Source organism: Streptomyces sp. NPDC003327 (assembly GCF_053589515.1).
The window spans coordinates 1-19,743 of sequence record NZ_JBSFSA010000047.1 but is presented as its reverse complement, the minus strand read 5'-3'; the positions used below and the strand labels follow the sequence as shown (position 1 = coordinate 19,743).

The 19,743-nt window shown below is 73.1% G+C and carries 16 protein-coding genes and 1 pseudogene; 7 read left to right on the top strand and 10 right to left on the bottom strand.

The window, feature by feature from the left end; translation table 11 throughout:
* Positions 1-117 precede the first annotated feature (117 nt).
* A complete protein-coding gene (locus ACWDVG_RS26855; protein ID WP_451702706.1) occupies positions 118-1,377 on the top strand; it encodes a serine hydrolase domain-containing protein in 1,260 nt (419 codons plus the stop codon).
* A gap of 217 nt (positions 1,378-1,594) precedes the next feature.
* Entirely contained in the window at positions 1,595-2,824 is a 1,230-nt protein-coding gene (locus ACWDVG_RS26850; protein ID WP_451702704.1) for a PP2C family protein-serine/threonine phosphatase, read from the top strand.
* A 22-nt stretch (positions 2,825-2,846) separates the two neighbouring features.
* Here ACWDVG_RS26850 and ACWDVG_RS26845 read toward each other — a convergent pair whose 3' ends face one another.
* The gene (locus ACWDVG_RS26845) at positions 2,847-3,287 is read right to left on the bottom strand and encodes a hypothetical protein (protein WP_451702700.1); all 441 of its coding nucleotides are present in this window, start codon (positions 3,285-3,287) and stop codon (positions 2,847-2,849) included.
* 213 nt (positions 3,288-3,500) lie between these two features.
* Positions 3,501-4,424: a serine hydrolase gene (locus tag ACWDVG_RS26840; protein WP_451702699.1), complete on the bottom strand. Its 924-nt coding sequence runs from the start codon at positions 4,422-4,424 to the stop codon at positions 3,501-3,503.
* 395 nt (positions 4,425-4,819) lie between these two features.
* On the opposite strand from ACWDVG_RS26840, the gene abc-f reads away from it, so the two are divergent.
* A complete protein-coding gene (gene abc-f, locus ACWDVG_RS26835) occupies positions 4,820-6,454 on the top strand; it encodes a ribosomal protection-like ABC-F family protein (protein WP_451702696.1) in 1,635 nt (544 codons plus the stop codon).
* 142 nt (positions 6,455-6,596) lie between these two features.
* Here abc-f and ACWDVG_RS26830 read toward each other — a convergent pair whose 3' ends face one another.
* A complete protein-coding gene (locus ACWDVG_RS26830) occupies positions 6,597-7,367 on the bottom strand; it encodes a GNAT family N-acetyltransferase (RefSeq protein ID WP_451702776.1) in 771 nt (256 codons plus the stop codon).
* A 104-nt stretch (positions 7,368-7,471) separates the two neighbouring features.
* The gene (locus tag ACWDVG_RS26825) at positions 7,472-8,113 is read right to left on the bottom strand and encodes a TetR/AcrR family transcriptional regulator (protein WP_451702695.1); all 642 of its coding nucleotides are present in this window, start codon (positions 8,111-8,113) and stop codon (positions 7,472-7,474) included.
* A gap of 163 nt (positions 8,114-8,276) precedes the next feature.
* Here ACWDVG_RS26825 and ACWDVG_RS26820 point away from each other — a divergent pair, with 163 nt between their 5' ends.
* The 4 genes from ACWDVG_RS26820 (at position 8,277) to ACWDVG_RS26805 (ending at position 14,321) form a co-directional block, all read left to right on the top strand.
* On the top strand, positions 8,277-10,085 hold the full coding sequence (locus ACWDVG_RS26820; RefSeq protein ID WP_451702694.1) for an ABC transporter ATP-binding protein: 1,809 nt from the start codon (positions 8,277-8,279) through the stop codon (positions 10,083-10,085).
* Positions 10,082-11,836 carry an ABC transporter ATP-binding protein gene (locus ACWDVG_RS26815; RefSeq protein WP_451702692.1) on the top strand — a complete coding sequence of 585 codons (1,755 nt, stop codon included), beginning with the start codon at positions 10,082-10,084 and terminating at the stop codon, positions 11,834-11,836. Before ACWDVG_RS26820 ends, ACWDVG_RS26815 begins: the two co-directional genes overlap by 4 nt.
* A gap of 284 nt (positions 11,837-12,120) precedes the next feature.
* Complete coding sequence (gene uppS, locus ACWDVG_RS26810) at positions 12,121-12,807, top strand: polyprenyl diphosphate synthase (RefSeq protein ID WP_451702775.1); 687 nt, start codon at positions 12,121-12,123, stop codon at positions 12,805-12,807.
* Entirely contained in the window at positions 12,804-14,321 is a 1,518-nt protein-coding gene (locus tag ACWDVG_RS26805; protein WP_451702690.1) for an oxygenase MpaB family protein, read from the top strand. The genes uppS and ACWDVG_RS26805 overlap by 4 nt, the downstream gene beginning before the upstream one ends.
* A gap of 40 nt (positions 14,322-14,361) precedes the next feature.
* On the opposite strand, the gene ACWDVG_RS26800 is transcribed toward ACWDVG_RS26805, so the two are convergent.
* From ACWDVG_RS26800 to ACWDVG_RS26775, 6 genes and pseudogenes are all read right to left on the bottom strand, one after another.
* Positions 14,362-15,741 carry a glycosyltransferase gene (locus tag ACWDVG_RS26800; protein WP_451702689.1) on the bottom strand — a complete coding sequence of 460 codons (1,380 nt, stop codon included), beginning with the start codon at positions 15,739-15,741 and terminating at the stop codon, positions 14,362-14,364.
* A 145-nt stretch (positions 15,742-15,886) separates the two neighbouring features.
* Positions 15,887-16,060 carry a hypothetical protein gene (locus ACWDVG_RS26795; RefSeq protein WP_451702687.1) on the bottom strand — a complete coding sequence of 58 codons (174 nt, stop codon included), beginning with the start codon at positions 16,058-16,060 and terminating at the stop codon, positions 15,887-15,889.
* 91 nt (positions 16,061-16,151) lie between these two features.
* Positions 16,152-17,291: a non-hydrolyzing UDP-N-acetylglucosamine 2-epimerase gene (gene wecB / locus ACWDVG_RS26790; RefSeq protein WP_451702686.1), complete on the bottom strand. Its 1,140-nt coding sequence runs from the start codon at positions 17,289-17,291 to the stop codon at positions 16,152-16,154.
* Between the two features lie 347 nt (positions 17,292-17,638).
* On the bottom strand, positions 17,639-18,481 hold the full coding sequence (locus tag ACWDVG_RS26785; protein WP_451702684.1) for a helix-turn-helix domain-containing protein: 843 nt from the start codon (positions 18,479-18,481) through the stop codon (positions 17,639-17,641).
* A 385-nt stretch (positions 18,482-18,866) separates the two neighbouring features.
* Complete coding sequence (locus ACWDVG_RS26780) at positions 18,867-19,310, bottom strand: iron chaperone (protein ID WP_451702682.1); 444 nt, start codon at positions 19,308-19,310, stop codon at positions 18,867-18,869.
* Between the two features lie 97 nt (positions 19,311-19,407).
* Positions 19,408-19,743, bottom strand: a pseudogene (locus ACWDVG_RS26775) (glyoxalase); the annotation flags it as partial.

The window sequence follows — 19,743 nt, the reverse complement described above, 5'->3', positions numbered from 1 at the left end:
GACCCTCATGATCATTGGGCGTACGGACGCACGCGCATCGCGTCGTGCTCCTCCGCCTCGTGGTGCACCGGTGTCGTGTGCCGCGCAGACCCGTTCGGATGAAGCCGAGGAACCACCGTGCCCCTGTCGCAGCGCCGACGCCTGACCGTGAGCGCCACCCTGATCGCCGCCCTGGCGGCCGGACTCGCCCCGACCACCAGCGCCTTCGCCGCCAACGCCGCCGCCGCCGCGCGTCCGGCCGCCCCCGCCGCGGACATGGACGGGGTCGTCGCCGCGCTCGACTCCGCCCTGGCGAATGGCGCGCCGGGAGCGATGGCCCGGTTCTCCGGCCCCGAGGGGGTGGAGAGCCGCACCGTCGGTGTCCAGAACCGGGTGTCGGGCACGCCGATGGACATCAACGCGCGCTTCCGCATCGGCAGCGTCAGCAAGACGTTCTCGACGGTCGTGCTCCTCCAGCTCGTACAGGAGGGGAAGCTGGAGCTCGACGCGTCCGTCAACCAGTACCTGCCCGGGTTGCTCCCCGACGACCGCATCACGGTCCGTCACCTGCTGACCCACCGCAGCGGCCTCTCCGACTACACCAACGCGATGTTCGCCAACACGGTGCCGGGCTTCGAAGCCGTGCGGAACCGGGTCTTCAGCCACCAGGAGCTGGTCGACCTCTCGCTGAGCGAGCCGCGCACCACCGAGCCCGGCGCGGCGTACAAGTACTCCAACGCGAACTTCGTGGTCGTCGGCATGCTCATCGAGAAGTTCACGGGCCGGACGCTGGCCGAGGCGTACGACGGCCGGATCTTCAAGCCGCTGAAGCTGCGCAAGACCTCGCACGTCCACCCCGACACCCGGATCAAGGGCCTGCACGTCCGGGGCTACCTCCACCCGGACGCGGCCGGCGAGCCGCTCGTGGACTCCACGGAGCAGACGGTGTCGTGGGCGCAGGCCGCCGGGGCCGTCATCTCCACCCCCGCCGACCTGAACACCTTCACCAGCGCGCTGATGCGCGGACGGCTGCTGTCCCCGGCCATGATGGAGGCCATGACGACCGTCACCCCGACGGACGCGACGAACACCCGCTTCTACGGGCTCGGCCTGCGCCGTTACGACCTGTCCTGCGGCGTCCAGGTGTACGGCCACACCGGCACGGTGCAGGGCTTCTACACGTACGCCTTCTCGACCCGCGACGGGCGGCGCAGCCTGTCGGCCGTGGCGAACACGTCGAACCACGGCAGCGCCAACACGGCACTCGGCGGCACGCTGGAGCCCGCCTTCTGCGGCAAGAAGCCGGCGGCGGCGCCGTCCGCGCGCTCGGCCGCCCCGGATACGGCCGGTGATGTCACCCTGCGGCCGGCGGAGCGGGACCTGCCCGAGCGCCACTGAGGCTCCACGCACCGGGAGGCCTCACACCGTGGCGGCCTCCCGGTGCCCCGGCCCGCCGTCTCGCGGCCCCTGGTGACGACGCGTCGCCGCGGAGCGCGCCGTACGGCCGGACGGGGTAAGCCGAACGCGGCGTCGGGCAGCGCGTCGCCCGGTGGTCCAGCATGGGACGGGTGAGTGAGCAGCCGTCCTCGTGGGGCGGGAATCGACCGGAGGCTGTGTGACGAGGAACGAGACCGGCCTGGCGGGCCTCTTGGCACGGTCGCACGAGGCGTCGGCGCGGGACGTCCCTCGGCTGGTGGAGGAGGCCGGAAGGGAGTTCGGACTCTCCGGCGTCCGCCTGTACGTGGCCGATCTCCAGCAGGTGCGGCTCGTCCCCCTGCCGTCCGGTTCCCCGGGTCCGGAGCACGACTCCGTACGGGCGGACGAGGCGGCCGTGGCCGTCGACTCCTCCCTGGCCGGCCTCGCGTACCGCACGCAGGAGACGCAGACGGCGCGGGACGGGTCGACGGCGTGGGTGCCGATGCTGGACGGGATCGAGCGGATCGGGGTCATGGAGGTGACCGCGCCCGCGTTCGACGCGCGCCTGCTGGGGGCCTGCGCGGCCCTGGCGAGTGCCGCGACGCTGCTGGTGGTGTCGAAGTCCCTCTACAGCGACCTGCTGGTCGAGCGGGTGCGGGACAGGCCGATGAGCACGCAGGCGGAACTCCTGTGGGCGTTCCTGCCGCCCCGGACCATCGGCACGGCCCACGTCACCTCCACCGCGGTCCTGGAACCGGCCTACGACATCGGCGGGGACGCCTTCGACCACAGCCTGAGCGACGGGAGGCTGCACCTGACCCTGCTCGACGCGATGGGCCACGACCTGGCGTCGGGCGGCGCCAGCGCCGCGGCCCTGGCCGCCTGCCGCTCCACCCGGCGCGCCGGTGGCGGTCTCGCCGACATCGGCACGGCCATCGACCGGACCCTCTCCACATGGCTGCCCGAACGGCTCATGACGGCGGTCATCGGCCGACTGGACGTTTTGAGCGGAGAGTTGTCCTGGGTGAACTTCGGCCATCCGCCGCCCCTGTTGATCCGGGACGGCCACATCCGGCCCGATCTGCTGGCGCGGCCGTCCCAGCCGCCGCTGGGATGGGACTTCTACGCCGGCGCGCCCGTCACGGAGCACCGTCAGCGGCTCCAGCCCGGTGACCGGGTGCTGCTGTACAGCGACGGCGTCACCGAAGGCCGCTCCCGGAGCGGCGACCTCTTCGGCGAGGAACGACTGGCCGACTTCGTCATCCGCGCCACCTCGGCGGGGGAACCCGCGCCGGAGGCGCTGCGGCGGCTCATCCAGAGCCTGCTCCACCATCAGGACCACCAGTTGCGCGACGACGCCACCATCCTCCTCGTCGAGTGGCATCCGGACCGGCCGCTCCCCCTTCTCGCCGCCGCACCGGCGGGCTGATCCCCGCGGGGGCGCTCCGGCCTCATTCCGGCCGGGCCGTGTGGTCGGGATGGCCGTGCGTGCGCCTCGCCTCCTTCATGCGGGCCTCCAGCAGGTGGTCGCGCCCGTCCGCGAGCGCCTCCACGGCGTCCTTCTCCAGCTCCTTGAAGGGTTCGTAGTAGGTCTCGTTGTAGGCCTCCACGATCTGGAAGGTCCAGTGGCCGGGGATGACGTTGCGTCCGAGGATCTCCGTCTGCACGCGGTCGGCCCAGTCGTCGTGGCCGGCGGAGCGGAGCAGCCGCACCGCGCGGTCGAGTTCGAAGTCGGCCGTGCCGGTGAGCTGGTGGAAGCCGTAGAGGTGGCCGCGGGCGCGCTCGACCGTTTCCAGTGCCTTCGAGAGCGCGCCCAGCGCCTCCAGGGTCTCCTCGCTCGTCTGCGAGGGCTTGGTGTGCTGGGCGTCGGGCCTGTCGTCGTGAGAGGGCATGCCGGAATTTTTCCACCCTCGTGGGCGCGCGTGACGGCGGGGGCCACCGTGCACCCGAAAGGACCAGCCCGCGGGGGCGGGCCCGGTCGCGGCGCGGGATGCCCCCTCCCCCACTCGCTCACCTCTGACCCACCCGCTCACCTCCGCCCCGCGCGGTCGTCGCCCGGGGCGGCGCGGGACGGAGAGCCGTCGACGGCGTGTGCGAGCGGCGCGTCAGCCCTGGGGCACCGCGATGAACGCCTCCTGGGGCGTCGTGGTCGGCGTGTACCGGGACGCGGTGGTCGCGGTCGGGATCAGGTCCCGGTGGATCACCTTGGCCACGGCCTGGATCGTGCCGACGCCGTAGTTCATCGTGCTGTTGCCGTCGGTGAGCACGGTGATGGTGTAGTCGTGGCCGGCGCCCTTGAACGCGCCGATGCTGTGCACGCGCCAGCCGCGCGTGGCGCGCTGCAGCCAGCCGTTCTTGACGTGCACGGACACGGTCGAGGGCGCTCCGGCCGGGGTCCCCCACCGCTGCGAGGAGACGACGCTGCCCATGAGCCGCAGGATGTAGGCGCGGGCGTTGTCGCTCAGGACGGAGTTCCTGGCGGTGATCAGCGAGAGCAGCCGCTGCTCGTCGGCGACGTTGATCCGGGTGAGACCCCAGTAGCCGCCGGTGCCGGGCACGGTCCGGGTCATGCCGGCAGCCGTCAGGAAGCCCTTCACCTTGGTGAGCCCGAGCTGGTTCCACAGGGTGGTGGTGGCCGCGTTGTCGGACTTGGTGATCATGGCCGTCGCCAGGCTGGCCTCGCGCGAGGTCAGATAGCGGTTGGTCTTCTTGGCGTCCCAGAGCAGTGCGGCGAGGACGGTCACCTTCACGATGCTGGCCGAGTCGTACGCGTACGTGGCACGCAAGGTGCAGGTGGTGTTCGTGGTGCGGTCGTGCAGGCCGACGGCGACGGTGCCGGAGCGCGTGGCGAGGGCGGCGGTGATGTCCCGCTGGAGCTTGGCGGCGAGCCCGGTCTTGCCGGACGTGCAGCTGACCTGCGGCGCGGTGGCGGCGGACGCGGGCGCCGCGCCCGCCGCGACGGGTACGAGTATCCCGGCGGCGGCCACGAGCGGCAGGGCGCGGGCACGCAGGGCTGCGTGGTGAGTCATGGGAATCCCCCTGGAAACGAAAAAACGAACACGCCTGCGGCGTGCTCGCCTTACATGACTCACGAGCGGGCGGATGGTTGTACGAATACCGAGATTTTTTTCGGGCGGGTGCGGAGGCGGCCTCCACCCGGCGTTCGAGGAGCCCTCGCCTCCAGGCTGAATGGGATCGCGTGCCGTGAGGGCGGGCTGTTACGGTGATGCGAGACCCAGACCGTGCATCGAGGAGTCACAGACGTGGTGGGTGAAGACGACATCTCCGGGTGAGATCCGGATCTGACGGCCACCGGCCGGCGCTCAGGAGCGCTGCCGGAGTGGTCCGTCTCGTCGTACCCCCTGACCCATGTCTGCCCAGGGCAGAGAACCGTGCGCTGCCCTCAGTACCTCCGAGGCCCTTCATGTCCGACGCTGCCATCGTCTGCTCGAACCTCTCCTTCGCCTGGCCCGACGACACGCCCGTCTTCCACGACCTGTCCTTCAGCCTGGCTTCCGGCCGCACCGGCCTGGTCGCCCCCAACGGCTCCGGCAAGTCCACCCTGCTCAAACTGATCGCGGGCGAGCTCCGCCCCGCCACCGGCTCGGTGCAGGTCGGCGGCGTGCTCGGCTACCTCCCGCAGAGCCTGCCCCTGACCGCCGACCTCACCGTCGCCGAGGTACTCGGCATCGCCGAGGTGATCCGCGCCCTGGACGCCGTCGAGTCCGGCGACGTCGCCGAGGAGCACTTCGCCACCATCGGGGACGACTGGGACATCGAGGAGCGCACCCGCGCCCAGCTCGACCGGCTCGGCCTCGCCGGCCTGGCCCTGGACCGCGGTCTGGGCACCCTCAGCGGCGGACAGGTCGTCTCCCTCGGCCTCGCCGCCCAGCTGCTCAAGCGCCCGGACGTGCTGCTCCTCGACGAACCGACGAACAACCTCGACGTCGAGGCCCGGCACACGCTGTACGACGTGCTGTCGGACTTCGGCGGCTGCCTGGTCCTGGTCAGCCACGACCGCGCGCTCCTCGACCGCATGGAACGCATCGCCGAGCTCGGTAGCGACGAACTTCGTTTGTACGGAGGCAACTTCAGCGCATACGAGGAGGCGGTCCGCGCCGAGCGGGAGGTCGCGGAGAAGAACGTCCGCAACGCCGAACAGGAGCTCAAGCGGGAGAAGCGCGAGATGCAGCAGGCCCGCGAGCGGGCCGACCGCCGCATGAGCAACGCCTCCAAGAACCTGAAGAACGCCGGACTCCCCCGCATCTTCGCCGGCACCATGAAGCGCGGCGCGCAGGAGTCCGCGGGGCGGTCCGGGCAGCTGCACGCCTCCCGGGTGAGCGAGGCCAGGGCCCGGCTCGACGAGGCCGGGCGCGCGCTGCGCGAGGAGCAGCGCCTCACCCTGGAGCTGCCCGACACCCAGGTGCCGGCCGGCCGCAACGTGTTCCTCGGCGAGGGGATGCGGGTGCGGCTCGGTGGCAGGGACGTCTTCGCGGAGGGCGGCGTCGACCTGACCGTACGGGGTCCCGAGCGCATCGCGCTGACCGGCCCCAACGGCGCGGGCAAGACCACGCTGATGCGCATGATCACCGGCGAACTCGTCCCGGACGGCGGGGAGATCAGGCGGAGCGACGGCCGGATCGCCTATCTGTCGCAGCGCCTGGACCTGCTGGACCCGGACCGTACGGTGGCGGAGAACTTCGGCGCGTTCGCCCCCGAGCGGCCGGAAGCGGAACGGATGAACCTGCTCGCCCGGTTCCTCTTCCGCGGCCCGCGGGCGCACCTGCCGGTCGGCGTGCTCTCCGGCGGCGAGCGGCTGCGGGCGACCCTGGCCTGCGTGCTGTGCGCCGAACCGGCACCGCACCTGCTCCTCCTCGACGAGCCGACCAACAACCTCGACCTGGTCAGCGCGGGCCAGCTGGAGAGCGCGCTCGACTCCTACCGGGGGGCCTTCCTGGTCGTCAGCCACGACGAGCGGTTCCTGGCGGAGATCGGCGTCAACCGCTGGCTGCGGCTGGCCGACGGCGTCCTCGAGGAGACCGGGGCACCGGAGGTGTGATCCGTCGTCGGCGCGACGGCCGACCCGGGTCGGACCGTCGCCCGGGTCGGGCGGCGGTCCGGACAGGCTCCTGTCCGTGCAGGCGGGCGGCGGTCCGGCCGGGTGGCTGTCCGGCCGGTCGGGCGGCGCGGCGCCCCCGGCGTCAGCCGTTCAGAGCGAAGAAGCGCATCGGCGAGTTCGGCCGGAAGCCGATGCGCGGGTACACGGGCGCCCCGGCGGCGGTGGCGTGGAGCGTGGCGCGGGTCAGGCCGGTGGCGCGGCCTCCCTCGTACAGCGCCTTGCGCGTCACGGCCTCGCCGTACCCGCGGCGCTCCCACTCCGGGGCCGTGGCGACGAGCACGACGAAGAGCCGTCCTTCGGCTTCCACGGTCGCCGCGCAGGTCACCGGTACGCCGTCCCGCAGGCCCAGATAGGCGTACACCCGCTCCTTCCAGAGGGCGGATCCTGCGATGCCGTCCCGTCCGTCCTCCACGGGGAAGCCGTACGCACGGGAGTTGAGGTCGGCGTACGCCTCCAGGTGCGCGTCGGTCGACACGCGCACGAACGTGAGGTCCGGGTGGACGGGCTCGGGCAGGGGCAGCAGGTCCCCTGCCATGCCCGTGCCGGGAAAGGCGTGCACCAGGCCCGCCCGCTCGGCCGCCGCCTCCAGACCGGGGCGGGCCTCGTCCTCGATCAGGTCCTCGAAGACCCAGAGGAAGCCCGGCTGCTTCTTCGCGCGCATGACATCGGCCGCCTCGCCGAGGCGCCGCTCCAGGAGTGCGGCGTCCGCGCCGACGTCGGTCAGGGTCACGCAGTTCCAGAAGGCGAACCGGCAGTCGGCCCAGCGGACGGCGATCCCCGGCAGGTCACGGACGTCCGCGGTCCGGTCCCGGTCGAGCACCATGGCCCGCCACACCACGGCCAGTTGCTCCATCGATTCGACCGAGTCCCCGAGAACCGTCAACGGAATCCCTCACTTTGTCGCGTGCGCGAAACCTCTGACGAGTGAAGCACGTCGCGCGTGTCCGAGGGGCCCGTTCAGCGGCCGGAGGACGAGATGTCCCCCTCGAAGCCGGACAGCAGCGCGTCGACCGCGAAGTCGAAGCGCGCCCTGGCCGCGTCCTCGCCCGCAGCGCGGGCGGCACCGACCAGCAGGGGGTACGCGTCCGGGTCCAACGAGGCCATGGTGTCGACCCCGCCGACGTTGCCCGTCCGCGCGGCGGCGTGTCCGACGACGAGACTGGTCAGCGAGTAGGCGACGTCCAGGGCCCTGGGCAGGGAGAAGCCAGCCTCGTGCAGCATTCCCACCACGGCCTCCAGGGTCCGCAGGAGGCGGGGCGTCATCGCGGGCTGTGACAGGAGCAGCGGCACGGTGTTCGGATGCGCCGCGAGTGCGGCGCTCAGCCCGTGCGCGTAGGCGCTCAGGTCCTCACGCCAGGTGGCGGGACCGAACTCGGTGGGCGCGGCCTCGGCGACGACCCGCTCGATCACCCCGTCCAGGAGGGCGACCTTGTTCGGCACGTGGTGGTAGAGGGTCATCGCCTCGACGCCCAGTTCGACGCCGAGCCGCCGCATCGAGAGGGCCTTCAGCCCTTCCTGGTCGACGAGGCGCAGGGCCGCCTCCAGGACGGCCTGCCGTGTGAGCCCCGCACGCTGCCCGCGGGCCCTTCCCTCCGCCATGGCGCTCCACCCCTCCGCACCGGGCGCCTCGCGACCCGTTGACGATTCTTACGGTGTAAGTATACGGTCCGACGCAGTCTTACATCGTAAGAATTCCTGGGTTGCTCCGGGTCCCGAGAGGGCCGGAGAGCCAGAAGGTCACGGGGCGAGAGGGCGAGAGGCGATGACCACCACCGAGGACGCCGGGGCGAGGAGCCCCTCCTTACGACCGCCGCACGGTGCCGGTCCCGCACGGGAGCGACGCCCGGAGGGGCCGGGCGGAGCAGGACTGCTGCGCCCGTACGCGGCGGGCTTCGCCGCCGTGATCGGCCTGCGGGCCGTCGGCGCGGTGGCGGGGCTGGCTCCGCTGCTCGCCGTCGTCGAGCTGGGGCGCTCGGTGCTCGCGCCCGGACCGGTCGACCCCGGACACGTCCGGCTCGTCGTGGTCGCGGGGGCGGCCGGTCTGTTCGTCCAGCTGCTCTGCACGGGAGCCGCCGCGGGAACCGGGCACCTGCTCGACGGGGCGGTGCAGTTGGCGCTGCGCAGGCGGCTTGCCGCGCGGCTCGGGCGGGTGCCGCTCGACTGGCTCGCCCGGCGCCGCGGCGGGGAGCTGGCCCGGCTGGTGGGCGAGGACGTCGGCGCCGTCCACCCGTTCATCGCGCACACGCCCGGCGAGCTGGCGTCCGCCGTGGTCGTACCGCTGGTGTCGCTCGTCTATCTGTTCACGGTGGACTGGCGGCTGACCCTGATCACCCTGGTCCCGGTGGTCGCGGCCGTGGCGCTGGTCCCGCTCATGATGACCCCGGCGCGGCTGCGCGAGCAGGCCGAGTTCGACGCGGCGACGGCACGGATCGCGGGCTCCGCCGTGGAGTTCGTCCAGGGCATCGCGGTGGTCAAGGCCTTCGGCGGCGGCGAGCGCGCGCACCGGGAGTTCCGGGAGGCGGCCGACGACTTCGTCGCCGTGTTCCGCCGCTGGGTCCACGGGATCTCGCCGGCCGCCGCGGGGATGCAGCTGGTTCTCTCGCCCCCGTTCGTGCTGCTGACCGTCCTGACCGGGGGCGCGGTGCTGATCACCGGCGGTGGCATGCCCGCGGTCGACCTGTTGCCGTTCCTGCTCCTCGGGCTCGGCCTGACCGCGCCGGTGGCGGCGCTCGGGCACGGCTTCGACGAGGTGCAGGCCGCCCGCCGAGCCGTCGGCCGGATCCGCGACGTCCTCGCGGTGCCGCCGCTGCCGGAGCCGGCCCGTCCCGTCTCGCCGCGGGGCCACCGGGTGGAACTGCGCGACGTCCGCTTCGCGTACGGACCCGGTGGCGACGTGCTGCGCGGGGTCGACCTCACGCTGGAGCCGGGGACCGTCACCGCGCTCGTCGGGCCTTCGGGAAGCGGCAAGTCCACGCTGGTCCGGCTGCTGCCGAGGTTCGCCGACCCGACGGGCGGCTCGGTCCGCCTGGGCGGTGTCGACCTGCGCGACCTGAGCAGCCGGGAGCTGTACCGGCAGGTCTCGTTCGTGTTCCAGGACGTCCGCCTGCTGCGTGCCTCGGTCGCGGAGAACATCGCGCTCGCGGTGCCGGACGCCCGGCCGGACCAGGTGGAGCGCGCCGCCCGGCTGGCGCACGTCCACGACCGCGTCCTCGCGCTGCCGCGCGGGTACGAGACGGTGATCGGCGAGGACGCCCGGCTGTCGGGCGGCGAGGCCCAGCGCGTCGCGCTCGCCCGCGCGCTGCTGGCCGACACCCCCGTGCTGGTCCTCGACGAAGCGACGTCCTTCGCCGACCCCCGGACCGAGCAGGCGATCCGGCACGCCCTGCACACGCTGCGGACGGACCGGACCGTGCTGGTCATCGCCCATCGCCTGGAAACGGTCATGGACGCCGACGCCGTCGCGGTCCTGGAGGACGGGGTCGTCGTCGAGCACGGGCCACCCGACGAACTGCTGGCCGCCGGAGGGAAGTTCGCCGCCCTGTGGCACTCCCGAGGAGGCGACCCCCGATGATCCGCATGCTCCTGCGGGCACTCGGCCACCAGTACGCCCGTCCGCTGCGCCGCACCCTCGCCCTGATGACGACGGCCGCGCTCCTCGAAGGACTGACGTACGCCCTGCTGGCGCCCGTGCTGCGCGCCCTGCTCGGGGACGCGCCGGACCGCGCCTGGCCCTGGCTCGGCGCGTTCGGGACGGCCTTCGCGGGCTACGCGGTGCTGCGCTACCTCGGCGACCTGTCGGGGTTCCGCGTCGGCACGGCCCTGCTGCGCGGCGTGTACCACCGCCTCGGCGACCATCTGACCCGGCTGCCGCTCGGCTGGTACGGCACGGCCCGGGTGGGCGAGGTGTCGGCCCTGGCCGGCCAGGGCGTCCTGCGGGCGATGAGCGTGGTCGCCCACCTCCTGGCACCCCTCGTCTCCGCGGCCGTGACCCCGCTGACGATCGTCGCCGTGATCCTCGCTCTCGACTGGCGGCTGGGCCTGGCCGCGCTGAGCGCCGCTCCCGTCGTGGTGGCGATCCAGGTCCTGACCGGGCGCGCCACGGCGGCCGAGGAGGCCGAGCGCGCCGCACGCGACCTCGAGGCCACGGAGAGGGTCGTCGAGTACCTCGGGGCCCAGCCGGTGCTGCGCGCCGGCGGCCGGACCGCCGATCGTTTCCGGCTGCTCGACGACGCCCTGCGGCGGGTACGGCGCGCCTCCCGCCGCTCGACGCTGGCGGCGCTGCCCGGCGCGCTGGGCCTGGCCCTGACGGTGCAGGCGGTGTTCACCGCGGTCCTGGCCCTGGGCGCGTACCAGGTGCTCGGCGGTGACGTCGGGCCCGTGGAGCTGCTCACGATCCTGGTGCTGGCCGCCCGCTGCGCGGATCCGCTGCTCTCCCTGGCCGACCTCGGCGGCAAGCTGCGCGCCGCGCGCGGCGAACTGGCCCGGCTGGACGCGGTGTTGCGCACCCCGCCGCTGCCGCAGTCCCCCGAGCCCGTCGAACCGGTCGGCCACGGCCTGGACGTGGAGGCGGTCACGTTCCGGCGCGACGAGCACACGGTGTTCGACGGCTTGTCCCTGTCCGTACCGGAGGGGCAGCGCCTCGCCGTGGTGGGGCCGTCGGGCGCGGGCAAGAGCAGCCTGCTGCAGGTGCTGGCGCGGTTCTACGACGTGGACGCGGGCGCGGTGCGCGTCGGGGGCGCGGACGTGCGCGCGGTCCGCACCGAGACGCTGATGGCGCGCTTCTCCGTCGTCTTCCAGGACGTCCACCTCTTCGCGGGCACGATCGAGGAGAACGTGCGCCTGGGCCGCCCCGACGCCGGCGACGCCGAGCTGCGGGCGGCCGCGGCCGCGGCACGTCTGGACGAGGTGGTGGAGCGCCTTCCCGAAGGATGGGCGACTCCCGTCGGCGAGGGCGGAGCCCGTCTGTCGGGCGGCGAGCGCCAGCGCGTCTCGATCGCCCGGGCCCTCCTCAAGGACGCGCCGATCGTGCTCCTCGACGAGATCACGTCGGCGCTCGATCCCGCCAACGAGGCCGCCGTCCACGACGGCATCGCACGCCTGACGGCAGGCCGGACCGTGGTGATGGTGGCCCACCGCCTGGGCACCGTCCGCCACGCCGACCGCATCGTCTTCCTCGACGGCGGCCGGATCGTCGAAGAGGGTTCCCACGACGAGCTGGTGCGCCTCGGCGGCCGCTACGCCGACTTCTGGAGCGTGTCCGTGGCGGCGCCGGGTCGCGGTGCCGCCCCGACGGAGAAGGTCCACGGGGAATCGATCACGTGAGCCAGGGATGACGGCACCCCGTTCCGCAGGTCAGGACCGCTCCCCTGCCGTCAGACTCCTCGGAGGAAACCGCTCGGGTGGGGCGGGCGTACGGGCGATACGAGGTGGGTGTGACCGAGCGCGGTGGGGGTGACCGTGCCGTTCCGGGCGGCACGGGCCCGGGAGTGGCCGGCCCGGGAGTGGCGGAGCCGGGCCGGACGGGTCCGGGAACGGCGGTCCCGCGCATGGCGGAGCCCGGCCGGACGGGGGCCGCGCGTGCGGTGCCTCGGCACGTCGCGTGCGTGATGGACGGCAACGGCCGCTGGGCGCAGCGGCGTGCACTGCCCCGCACCGAAGGCCACCGGGCCGCGGAGACCTCCGTCATCGACGTGATCGAGGCGGCCCGGGCGGCCGGGGTCGAGTGGCTCAGCCTGTACGCCTTCTCCACCGAGAACTGGAACCGTCCCGGCGCCGAGGTCGACGATCTGATGCGGTTGGTCCGCCGGGTCGTACGCAGGCACGCGCCGCTGCTGCTCGCGCGCGGCATCCGCTGCCGCTTCCTCGGCGCCTCGGACCCGCGCATCCCGCGGGAACTGGCCCAGGACTTCGAGGACCTGGCGACGCTGACCGCCGACAACCGGAGGATGACGCTCACCGTCGCCTTCGACCACGGCGGACGCCGGGACATCGTCGAGGCCGCCAGGTCGCTGATCCGCAGCGGGACGCCCGCCGACGAGGTGACCGAGGGCCTCTTCGCCGACCACCTGCCGTTCCCCGACACCCCCGACGTCGACCTCGTCATCCGCACCTCCGGCGAGCAGCGCATCTCCAACTTCATGCTCTGGCAGGTCGCCTACGCCGAGTGGGTCTTCCCGGAGGTGCTCTGGCCGGACTTCCGCGCCCCCGACTTCCTCACCTGCCTGCACACCTACCGGCGCCGCGACCGTCGCTTCGGCGGCGTGCCGCCCCAGACCAACGGAGACCCGTCATGACGACCGGAACGACGCGAACCGCCGACGCGGCGCCCCTGTTCGGCCCGGAATCGCAGTTCCGCGCCTTCTTCGACGACCCGCGCTGGGCGCTCGCCCTCATCCGCGCCACCGTCCTGGAAGCCGCCCACCCGCAGGTCGGTGCCGCTCTCGCCGACAACTCCACCTTCGTGGCCCACCCCTGGCGCCGGCTGCGCAACACCTTCCTCAGCATGCGGCGCATGTTCGACGCCGACCCGGCGGTGCGCGAACGGGAGGCCGCCCGGCTCAACAGGCTGCACGCCCGCATGAGCGGCTCCGACTCCCGCGGCCGCGCCTACGACGCGATGGACCGCGCGACCCGCGCCTGGGTGGTCGCCACCCTCTTCGAGAGCGCCGTCACCATGTGCCGGCTGAGCGGCCAGCCGCTCGACCAGCCCACCATGGAGGGCCTGTACGCCGAGTACCGCACGTTCCTCGCGGCGCTCGACGGCGACGCGGACGAACTCCCGGAGGACGTGAACGACTTCTGGCCGTACTTCGACGGGGTCGTCGAGGACCGGCTGGAGAACACCGAGGCGGCCCGCATCATCCTCTACCGGCTCTTCGACCACCTGCCCGCTCCGGCGCTGCTCGACGGCGCGCCGACGCTGTGGGCGGCCGGCCGTGCCGTCGTGGGTCCGCTCCTCGGCGCGATCACCGTCGCCTCGCTCCCCGAGTCGTACCGGCGCAAAGCCGGTCTGCCCGAGATGCCCGGTGCCCCGACGCTCATGCAGGGCGCCTACCTCGCCGCCGGGCTCACCCGTTTCCTGCCCGAGGGCTGGGTCAATGCCGACGCCGTCATCGAGACCCTCTCCCTCTCGCCCGACAGCGACGATCCCCGCGCCCGTACCGTGGCCGCGTTGCGCTCCCGCATGAAGCGGGCCTCCGCCCTGCTGCGGCTCCTCACGCCCCTGGGCGGCGGCGACGGCGGCCCGGACCCGTTCCCGGCCGCCCGGGGAGGCGCCGCGGCCACGGGAGAGGCCCGGCGCTCGGCGGAGGAGTTCTTCCGTCAGGTGCTGGACCAGACCGGCGACGGGCACCTCGACTGGCCCGACCTCGCCGCCATGGCACGCGAACTGGCCACCCGCCTCGACCTGGACGAACCCGAGGAGACCCGGCTCTACGACGCCTTCGCCGCCTGGTGGCGCGAGCTCCAGGCGGCCCTCGACGCGGACGGCGACGGCCGTGTCAGTGCCGCGGAGTACGCCGCCGCCGTACCGTCCCTGGCCGGTCCCGCGCTCATCCGCGTCGCCGAGGTGCTCTTCGACGCCACCGACAAGGACGGCAGCGGAACCATCGACGCGGCCGAACACCGGGCGCTCTTCCGCACCGCCTTCCACCGCGACCTCGCCCCCACCCACGGCACTGACGGCCCCGACGGCACCGAGGGCGCCCACGGCAGCTACGGCCGCAGCGCCTTCGTCGGCGACTTCCTCTCCTTCATGGCGGGCCGCCGCGCGAACACGGCGTACGACCCGCTGCTCGCCGACGCGTAGGGCGGCTGCGGCTGCCCTCGGACCTTCCCCGGAGCTGTGGTCAGGCCTCCTTGGCGACGGGGCCGCTGGTCGGGGCCTCGGCGTTGCGGCGGGTCTTGGCCCAGCCGTTGCGGCCGCTGATCATGCGGCCCACCGCGCGCCAGGAGACGACGTACAGGAACATCAGGTAGAAGGGGTAGGCCACCCCCCAGCCGAGGGCACGCCAGAAGCCGGTGCCGGGCTCGCACTTGCGTCGGTAGATGGGCCCCCAGATGACGAACTGGCCGAGTGCCATCGCCGCGTACAGGGCTATGCCGCGCCAGCCCCCGTCGAGGAGGTACGCGGCGGCGGCCTCGGGGTGGCGGCTGTAGGAGACGGCGAGGGCGATCATCGGAATCGGGTACAGCAGGGCGCCGATGAGCTGCAGCCAGGGCTGGCTCAGGAAGAAGGTGAGCTCCAGGAAGCCGATGTTCGGGATCTTGTTGCTGCGCCAGATGGAGGGGATGTAGCCGACGCACTGCATGACGCCCTGGGCCCAGCGGGTGCGCTGGGTCAGGAAGCGCTTGGTGTCGAACAGGGCCTCCTGTTCGACGTGGGTGTCGGCGCAGAAGGCGTTGATCCAGCCGGCGAGCATCAGGTGGATGCCGAGTTCGAAGTCCTCCAGGAGCCGGCCGGTCCAGGGGCGGCCGCGGTCGGTGACGAGGTCGTCGAGTGCCGCGAGGCGGACGAACTGGCCGTTGCCGCCGAGGCAGACGGTGCGGGAGGTCTTGCGGGCGTGCTGGAGGGCGGCGACCGGCGCCCGGAACTCCAGGTCCTGCATGCGGATGAGGAGCCGGCTGTAGAGGTTGCGTCCGGCGCCCTTGCCGTGGGCGGGGCGGCGGTCGTCGCGGTTCATCATCCGCACCTCGATCTGCACGCCGCCGATCTCGGAGCGGCCGAAGAACCTGCGGGCGGCGACGTGGTCAAGGCAGCCGGGCGCGGGGCGGCCGTCCGCGTCGAAGACGCCGACGACGACCCGGTGGCGGTCGGTGCCGGGCGGGAGCAGGGAGCTGAGCGTGTCGTAGGCGGCGTTGAGGGCCTCGCCCTTGCCGAGGCGGGCGTTCGGCCGCCGGCGCTGGACCAGGTGCACGCCGGGGTCGGCGGCCGCGGCGCGTCGGACGATGTCACCGGTGCTGTCGTCGGAGTCGTCGTCGATGACCCAGATGTGCGCTTCGGGGCAGGAGGCGCGCAGGTAGGTGATGGTGTCACCGATGACGGCTTCCTCGTCGCGGCAGGGTACGAACAGGTGCCACTGGTAGTCGCTCGCCTTCCCGTGCCGGCGCTTGCGGCGCACGAGCAGCGGCAGCACCAGCCCGAGGAGGTAGAGCGGGAAGAAGAGGCTCAGGACGAGGCTGAAGTCGGCCAGGAGGCCCAGCAGGCCGACGGGCTCGGAGGACGACACGAAGGCTCCTGGTTGCAGATGGGGGCGGGTGCTGAGCGCTGAACAGGGTGGGAGGGGTCGTGAAGGGGGCCTCGTGCTCAAGAGGGGTGGGCCGGTCCGGCCGGCGGGTGAGCGCGACGGGCGGACCGGCCTGGCCTGGCCTGGGTCAGACCCTGGCGGCCTTGAGGCGGGCGGATCGCATCATCAGTGCCCCGCCGACCACGAGGGCGGCGGCCAGCAGGGTGACGACGAGGCCGGGCACACCGCCGGTCACGGCGAGCTGCCCTCCGCCGACCACCACTCCGGCGCCCACGGCGCCCTTTCCAACCGACCCGTACACGGGTCCTCCTTTCCTGGGGGAGCCACACCGGACGCGCCGGTGAAGCTCCGGTGGTCACCGACGCGCGGGATGCGCTCCGGCTGCTGCGGGGTCAGCGGCTCGGGACGGTGCCCGGCAGGGGCAGGCCGTCCGCGAGGGCCGTCGCGAGGGCGTGGATCTGCCGGGAGGCCGTACCGTCGCCGTACGGGGAGGCGGTGTCGGTCAGCCGGGCCCCGAGGTGCGGGTCGGCGAGCGCGGCGCGGGCGGCGTCCACGAGCGGCGGTCCCGGCTCGACGAGCCGGCTGAAGCCGGAGCTGACGGCTTCGGGGCGTTCGGTGCTCGTACGGACGACGAGCAGCGGCTTCTTGAGGACGGTGACCTCTTCCTGGATCCCTCCGGAGTCGGAGACGAGCAGGAGCGCGCGGTCGGCGAGGGCCAGGAAGGTGGGGTGGTCGACCGGTTCGGTGACGGTGAGCCCGTCCAGGAGGTGTTCCAGGCCGAATTCCTTGGCCTTGGCCCGGGTCCGGGGGTGCAGCGGCATGACGACGCGTTCGCCGAGCTCGGTGAGTGCGGTGAGCAGCGCGCGGAGCCGTTCGGGGCTGTCGGTGTTCTCGGGGCGGTGGATCGTCGCGAGCACGAAGGGGCCGTCGGCGCCGTGCTCGCGGGCGATGCGGACGCGTTCGGCGGGCGTGGGCAGGGACATCAGGGTCGCCTCGACGACGGTGTTGCCCGTGACGCGGATCCGCTCGGGCGCCGTTCCGGTCGCGAGGAGGTTGGCGGCGGCCTGCTCGGTGGCGGCGCAGTGGACGTCCGCGAGCACGCCGACGACGAGCCGGTTGATCTCCTCCGGCATCGCCCGGTCGCCCGAGCGGAGGCCCGCTTCCACGTGGACGACGGGTATGCCGCAGTAGTGCGCGGCCTGGGCCCCGGCCGAGGTGCTGTTGGTGTCGCCCTGGACGACGACCACGCGCGGCGGGTCGGCGACGAAGGAGCGGGCGAGTTCGGCCGTGAGGGAGCCGATCTGGGCCCCGCGGCCCCACGGGCCGGTGGCGCCGTCGAGCAGGAGGTGGGGGTGGGGCAGGCCGAAGTTGGCGAAGAAGCTGCCCGAGAGGGCGCTGTCGTAGTGCTGGCCCGTGTGGACGATGCGGGCCCGGCCGTCGAGGAGCCGGATGAGCGGCGCCATCTTGATGATCTCCGGGCGGGTGCCGAGCACCACGGCCACGTCGCGTCTGGCGGACGGTGTGTCGTTCATGTTCTGGTCCTGCCGCGCAACCCGAGCAACCGGTGCACGTGCGCGCGGCCTGGTACCCGGAGCCGCATGCGGTCGACGCAACAGCCGAGCGAATCCTATGAGCCAGCGATTGGCCGAAAATGCCACATCCGACGCTTGTGATCGAATTGTGTTCAACAGGAGGAGGTTGGGGGCCTCCTGTGAAGGCAGGCGTCTACCACCCAACAGGGAAGAAAGCCGCCTTGACGGCCCAAAACAGACACATCGGGGCCGAACGGCACCAGCGGGGTTGCCGCTTGAGCCATGCGTACGGAAACGCACGCGTCGCCGCACAGGCATTCGACCCGGACGTCGTGGGGCGGTGACGACTACGACCGCGCCGACCCGCCGGACGCGCCCTCGTTGCGTCCCGGCACGGCGGGGTCCCCGGCCAGCAGGTGCGTCAGGGCGGTGCCGCGCTCGGTCGGGTGGAGCCGTACCTCCCGGCCGTGGCGTACGCGTTGGAGGAGCCCGGCGGCCTCGAGTTGCCGGCAGTGGTACGTCATCGTGCTGACCCCGAGGCGCAGTTGGCGGGCGAGATCGCCGACGGTCGGCCGGTGCGGGACGTGGCGCAGGATCCGCGCGCGGACGGGACCGAGGACCAGCGACAGACCGTCCGCCCCGGACGGCCGTTCCGCCTCGCCGTGGCGGCGCCCGGCGATGCGGCCGAGGCCGCGCACGGGGTAGGCGATCCACAGGGCGTCGTCACGGTCCGCGCCGTACATGCTGGCCGTGTAGCCGGACGCCAGCGGCACCAGGACCAGGGGCCGCCCGCCGAGGTCGGCCAGGTGGGTCGGGCACGGATGAGGAAGGCGCAAGGCGCCGTCCCGGTAGTGCACGTCGGCGGCGTCGAGGCCGGTGAGCAGCCCGTCGAGGCCACCGGTGACCGCGGCCAGACCCACCCGCTCGGCCTCCCGCCCCATGAGGACGTCGGCTTCCCGCCACAGCGGGGCGAAGGCGTCCCAGGCCGCGCCGAACACGGCCCGGTAGGCGGCCAGGAACGAGGCGGGGTGATCCAGCAGCGGCCGCCACTCCGGCGGCGTGGCGCCGGCGGAATGGAAGGCCGCCACCTCGGCGGCCACGAGCGCCGGATCGCTCTCCGCCAGCTCGTCCAGGAGGGCGTGCACGTCGGAGGCGTCCAGGTCCTGGACCAACGCGAGGCGGTCCGGCATCCAGCACGCGGGTGAGCGGAGTAACGGACCGACGACGGCCACCGCGTCCGCGGGTAACGCCCGCCGGACGGTGTCGCGCCACGATCGTGGCACTCCGTGGGAGTGGCCTCCGAGGACGTCTTTGAGGAGCGAGAAGAGAGTGGCTCCGGGGTGGCGGCTCACCCGGACGCTGACCCGGTCCACTGCTCCGAGCTCTACCGTGTGCCCCGTCAACGCCCGCCCCCCGAAGTCGGTGATGCACGGAGGGTACGCACAGACGGGTGCCGCCAACAACGTCCCCCGCCTCGCCGGCTCGGGCAGTGCGCCACGGACGGGTGGCCCGGCGGGAGAGGCCGGGGAGGGGGTCGGGTCTCCCGCCGGCGAGTGGCCCGTAGGGGCTGCCGGTTCAGCCTGCGGCGGTCTTGACGAGGTTGGTGATGCGGGCTTCGTCGTCGGGGGTGATCTCGGTGAGGGCGAAGGCGGTGGGCCACATGGTGCCGTCGTCGAGGCGGGCCGGGTCGTTGAAGCCGAGGGTGGCGTAGCGGGCCTTGAACTTGGCGGCGCTCTGGAAGAAGCAGACGACCTTGCCGTTGGCGGCGTAGGCGGGCATGCCGTACCAGAGCTTGGGGGTGAGGTCGGGGGCGGCGGCGCGGACGAGGGCGTGGACCTTCTCGGCCAGCTTGCGGTCGGCGTCGTCCATCTCGGCGATCTTCGCGAGGACCTCGGGCTCGGTGTCGGCCTTCGCCGAGCGCGAGGAGCGGCCCTTGGTGGACTTCAGCTCCTTCGCGCGGTCCTTCATCGCCTCGCGCTCCTCGGCGGTGAAGCCGTCGTACTTCTCGTCGGTCGCCATGGGGTGTCCCTTTCCGTGGGGGGCCTGCAGAGGGAGGGTGCCCCGGGGCGCTCGAGAAACGGTCGAGAACAGCGGGGCGAGGACAGCGGGGGGCGGGTCAGGGGGTGGTGGCGGGCTGGGGGGCGGCTTCCCAGGCGAAGCCGTCGGGGTCGGTGAAGGGGCCGGCGGCGGAGGCCAGCGCGATGCGGTGGGAGCCGGTGCCGTCGTTGGGCAGGCCGACGTCCTTCGCCAGCGCCTTGCGGCCGTAGAGGGCGAGCTTGACGGAGTGGTCGGGGGCGGTGAACTCGACGTACTTGCGGCCGAAGCTCTTGGCCACCGTCAGGCCCCGCCCGACGTAGAACTTCTTGCTCTCGGCGACGTCGGTGGCGCCGATCAGCAGGACGAGGTCGTCGATGACCCGGGTGTCGGGGCCGGTGTCCTTCTTGTTCGAGGT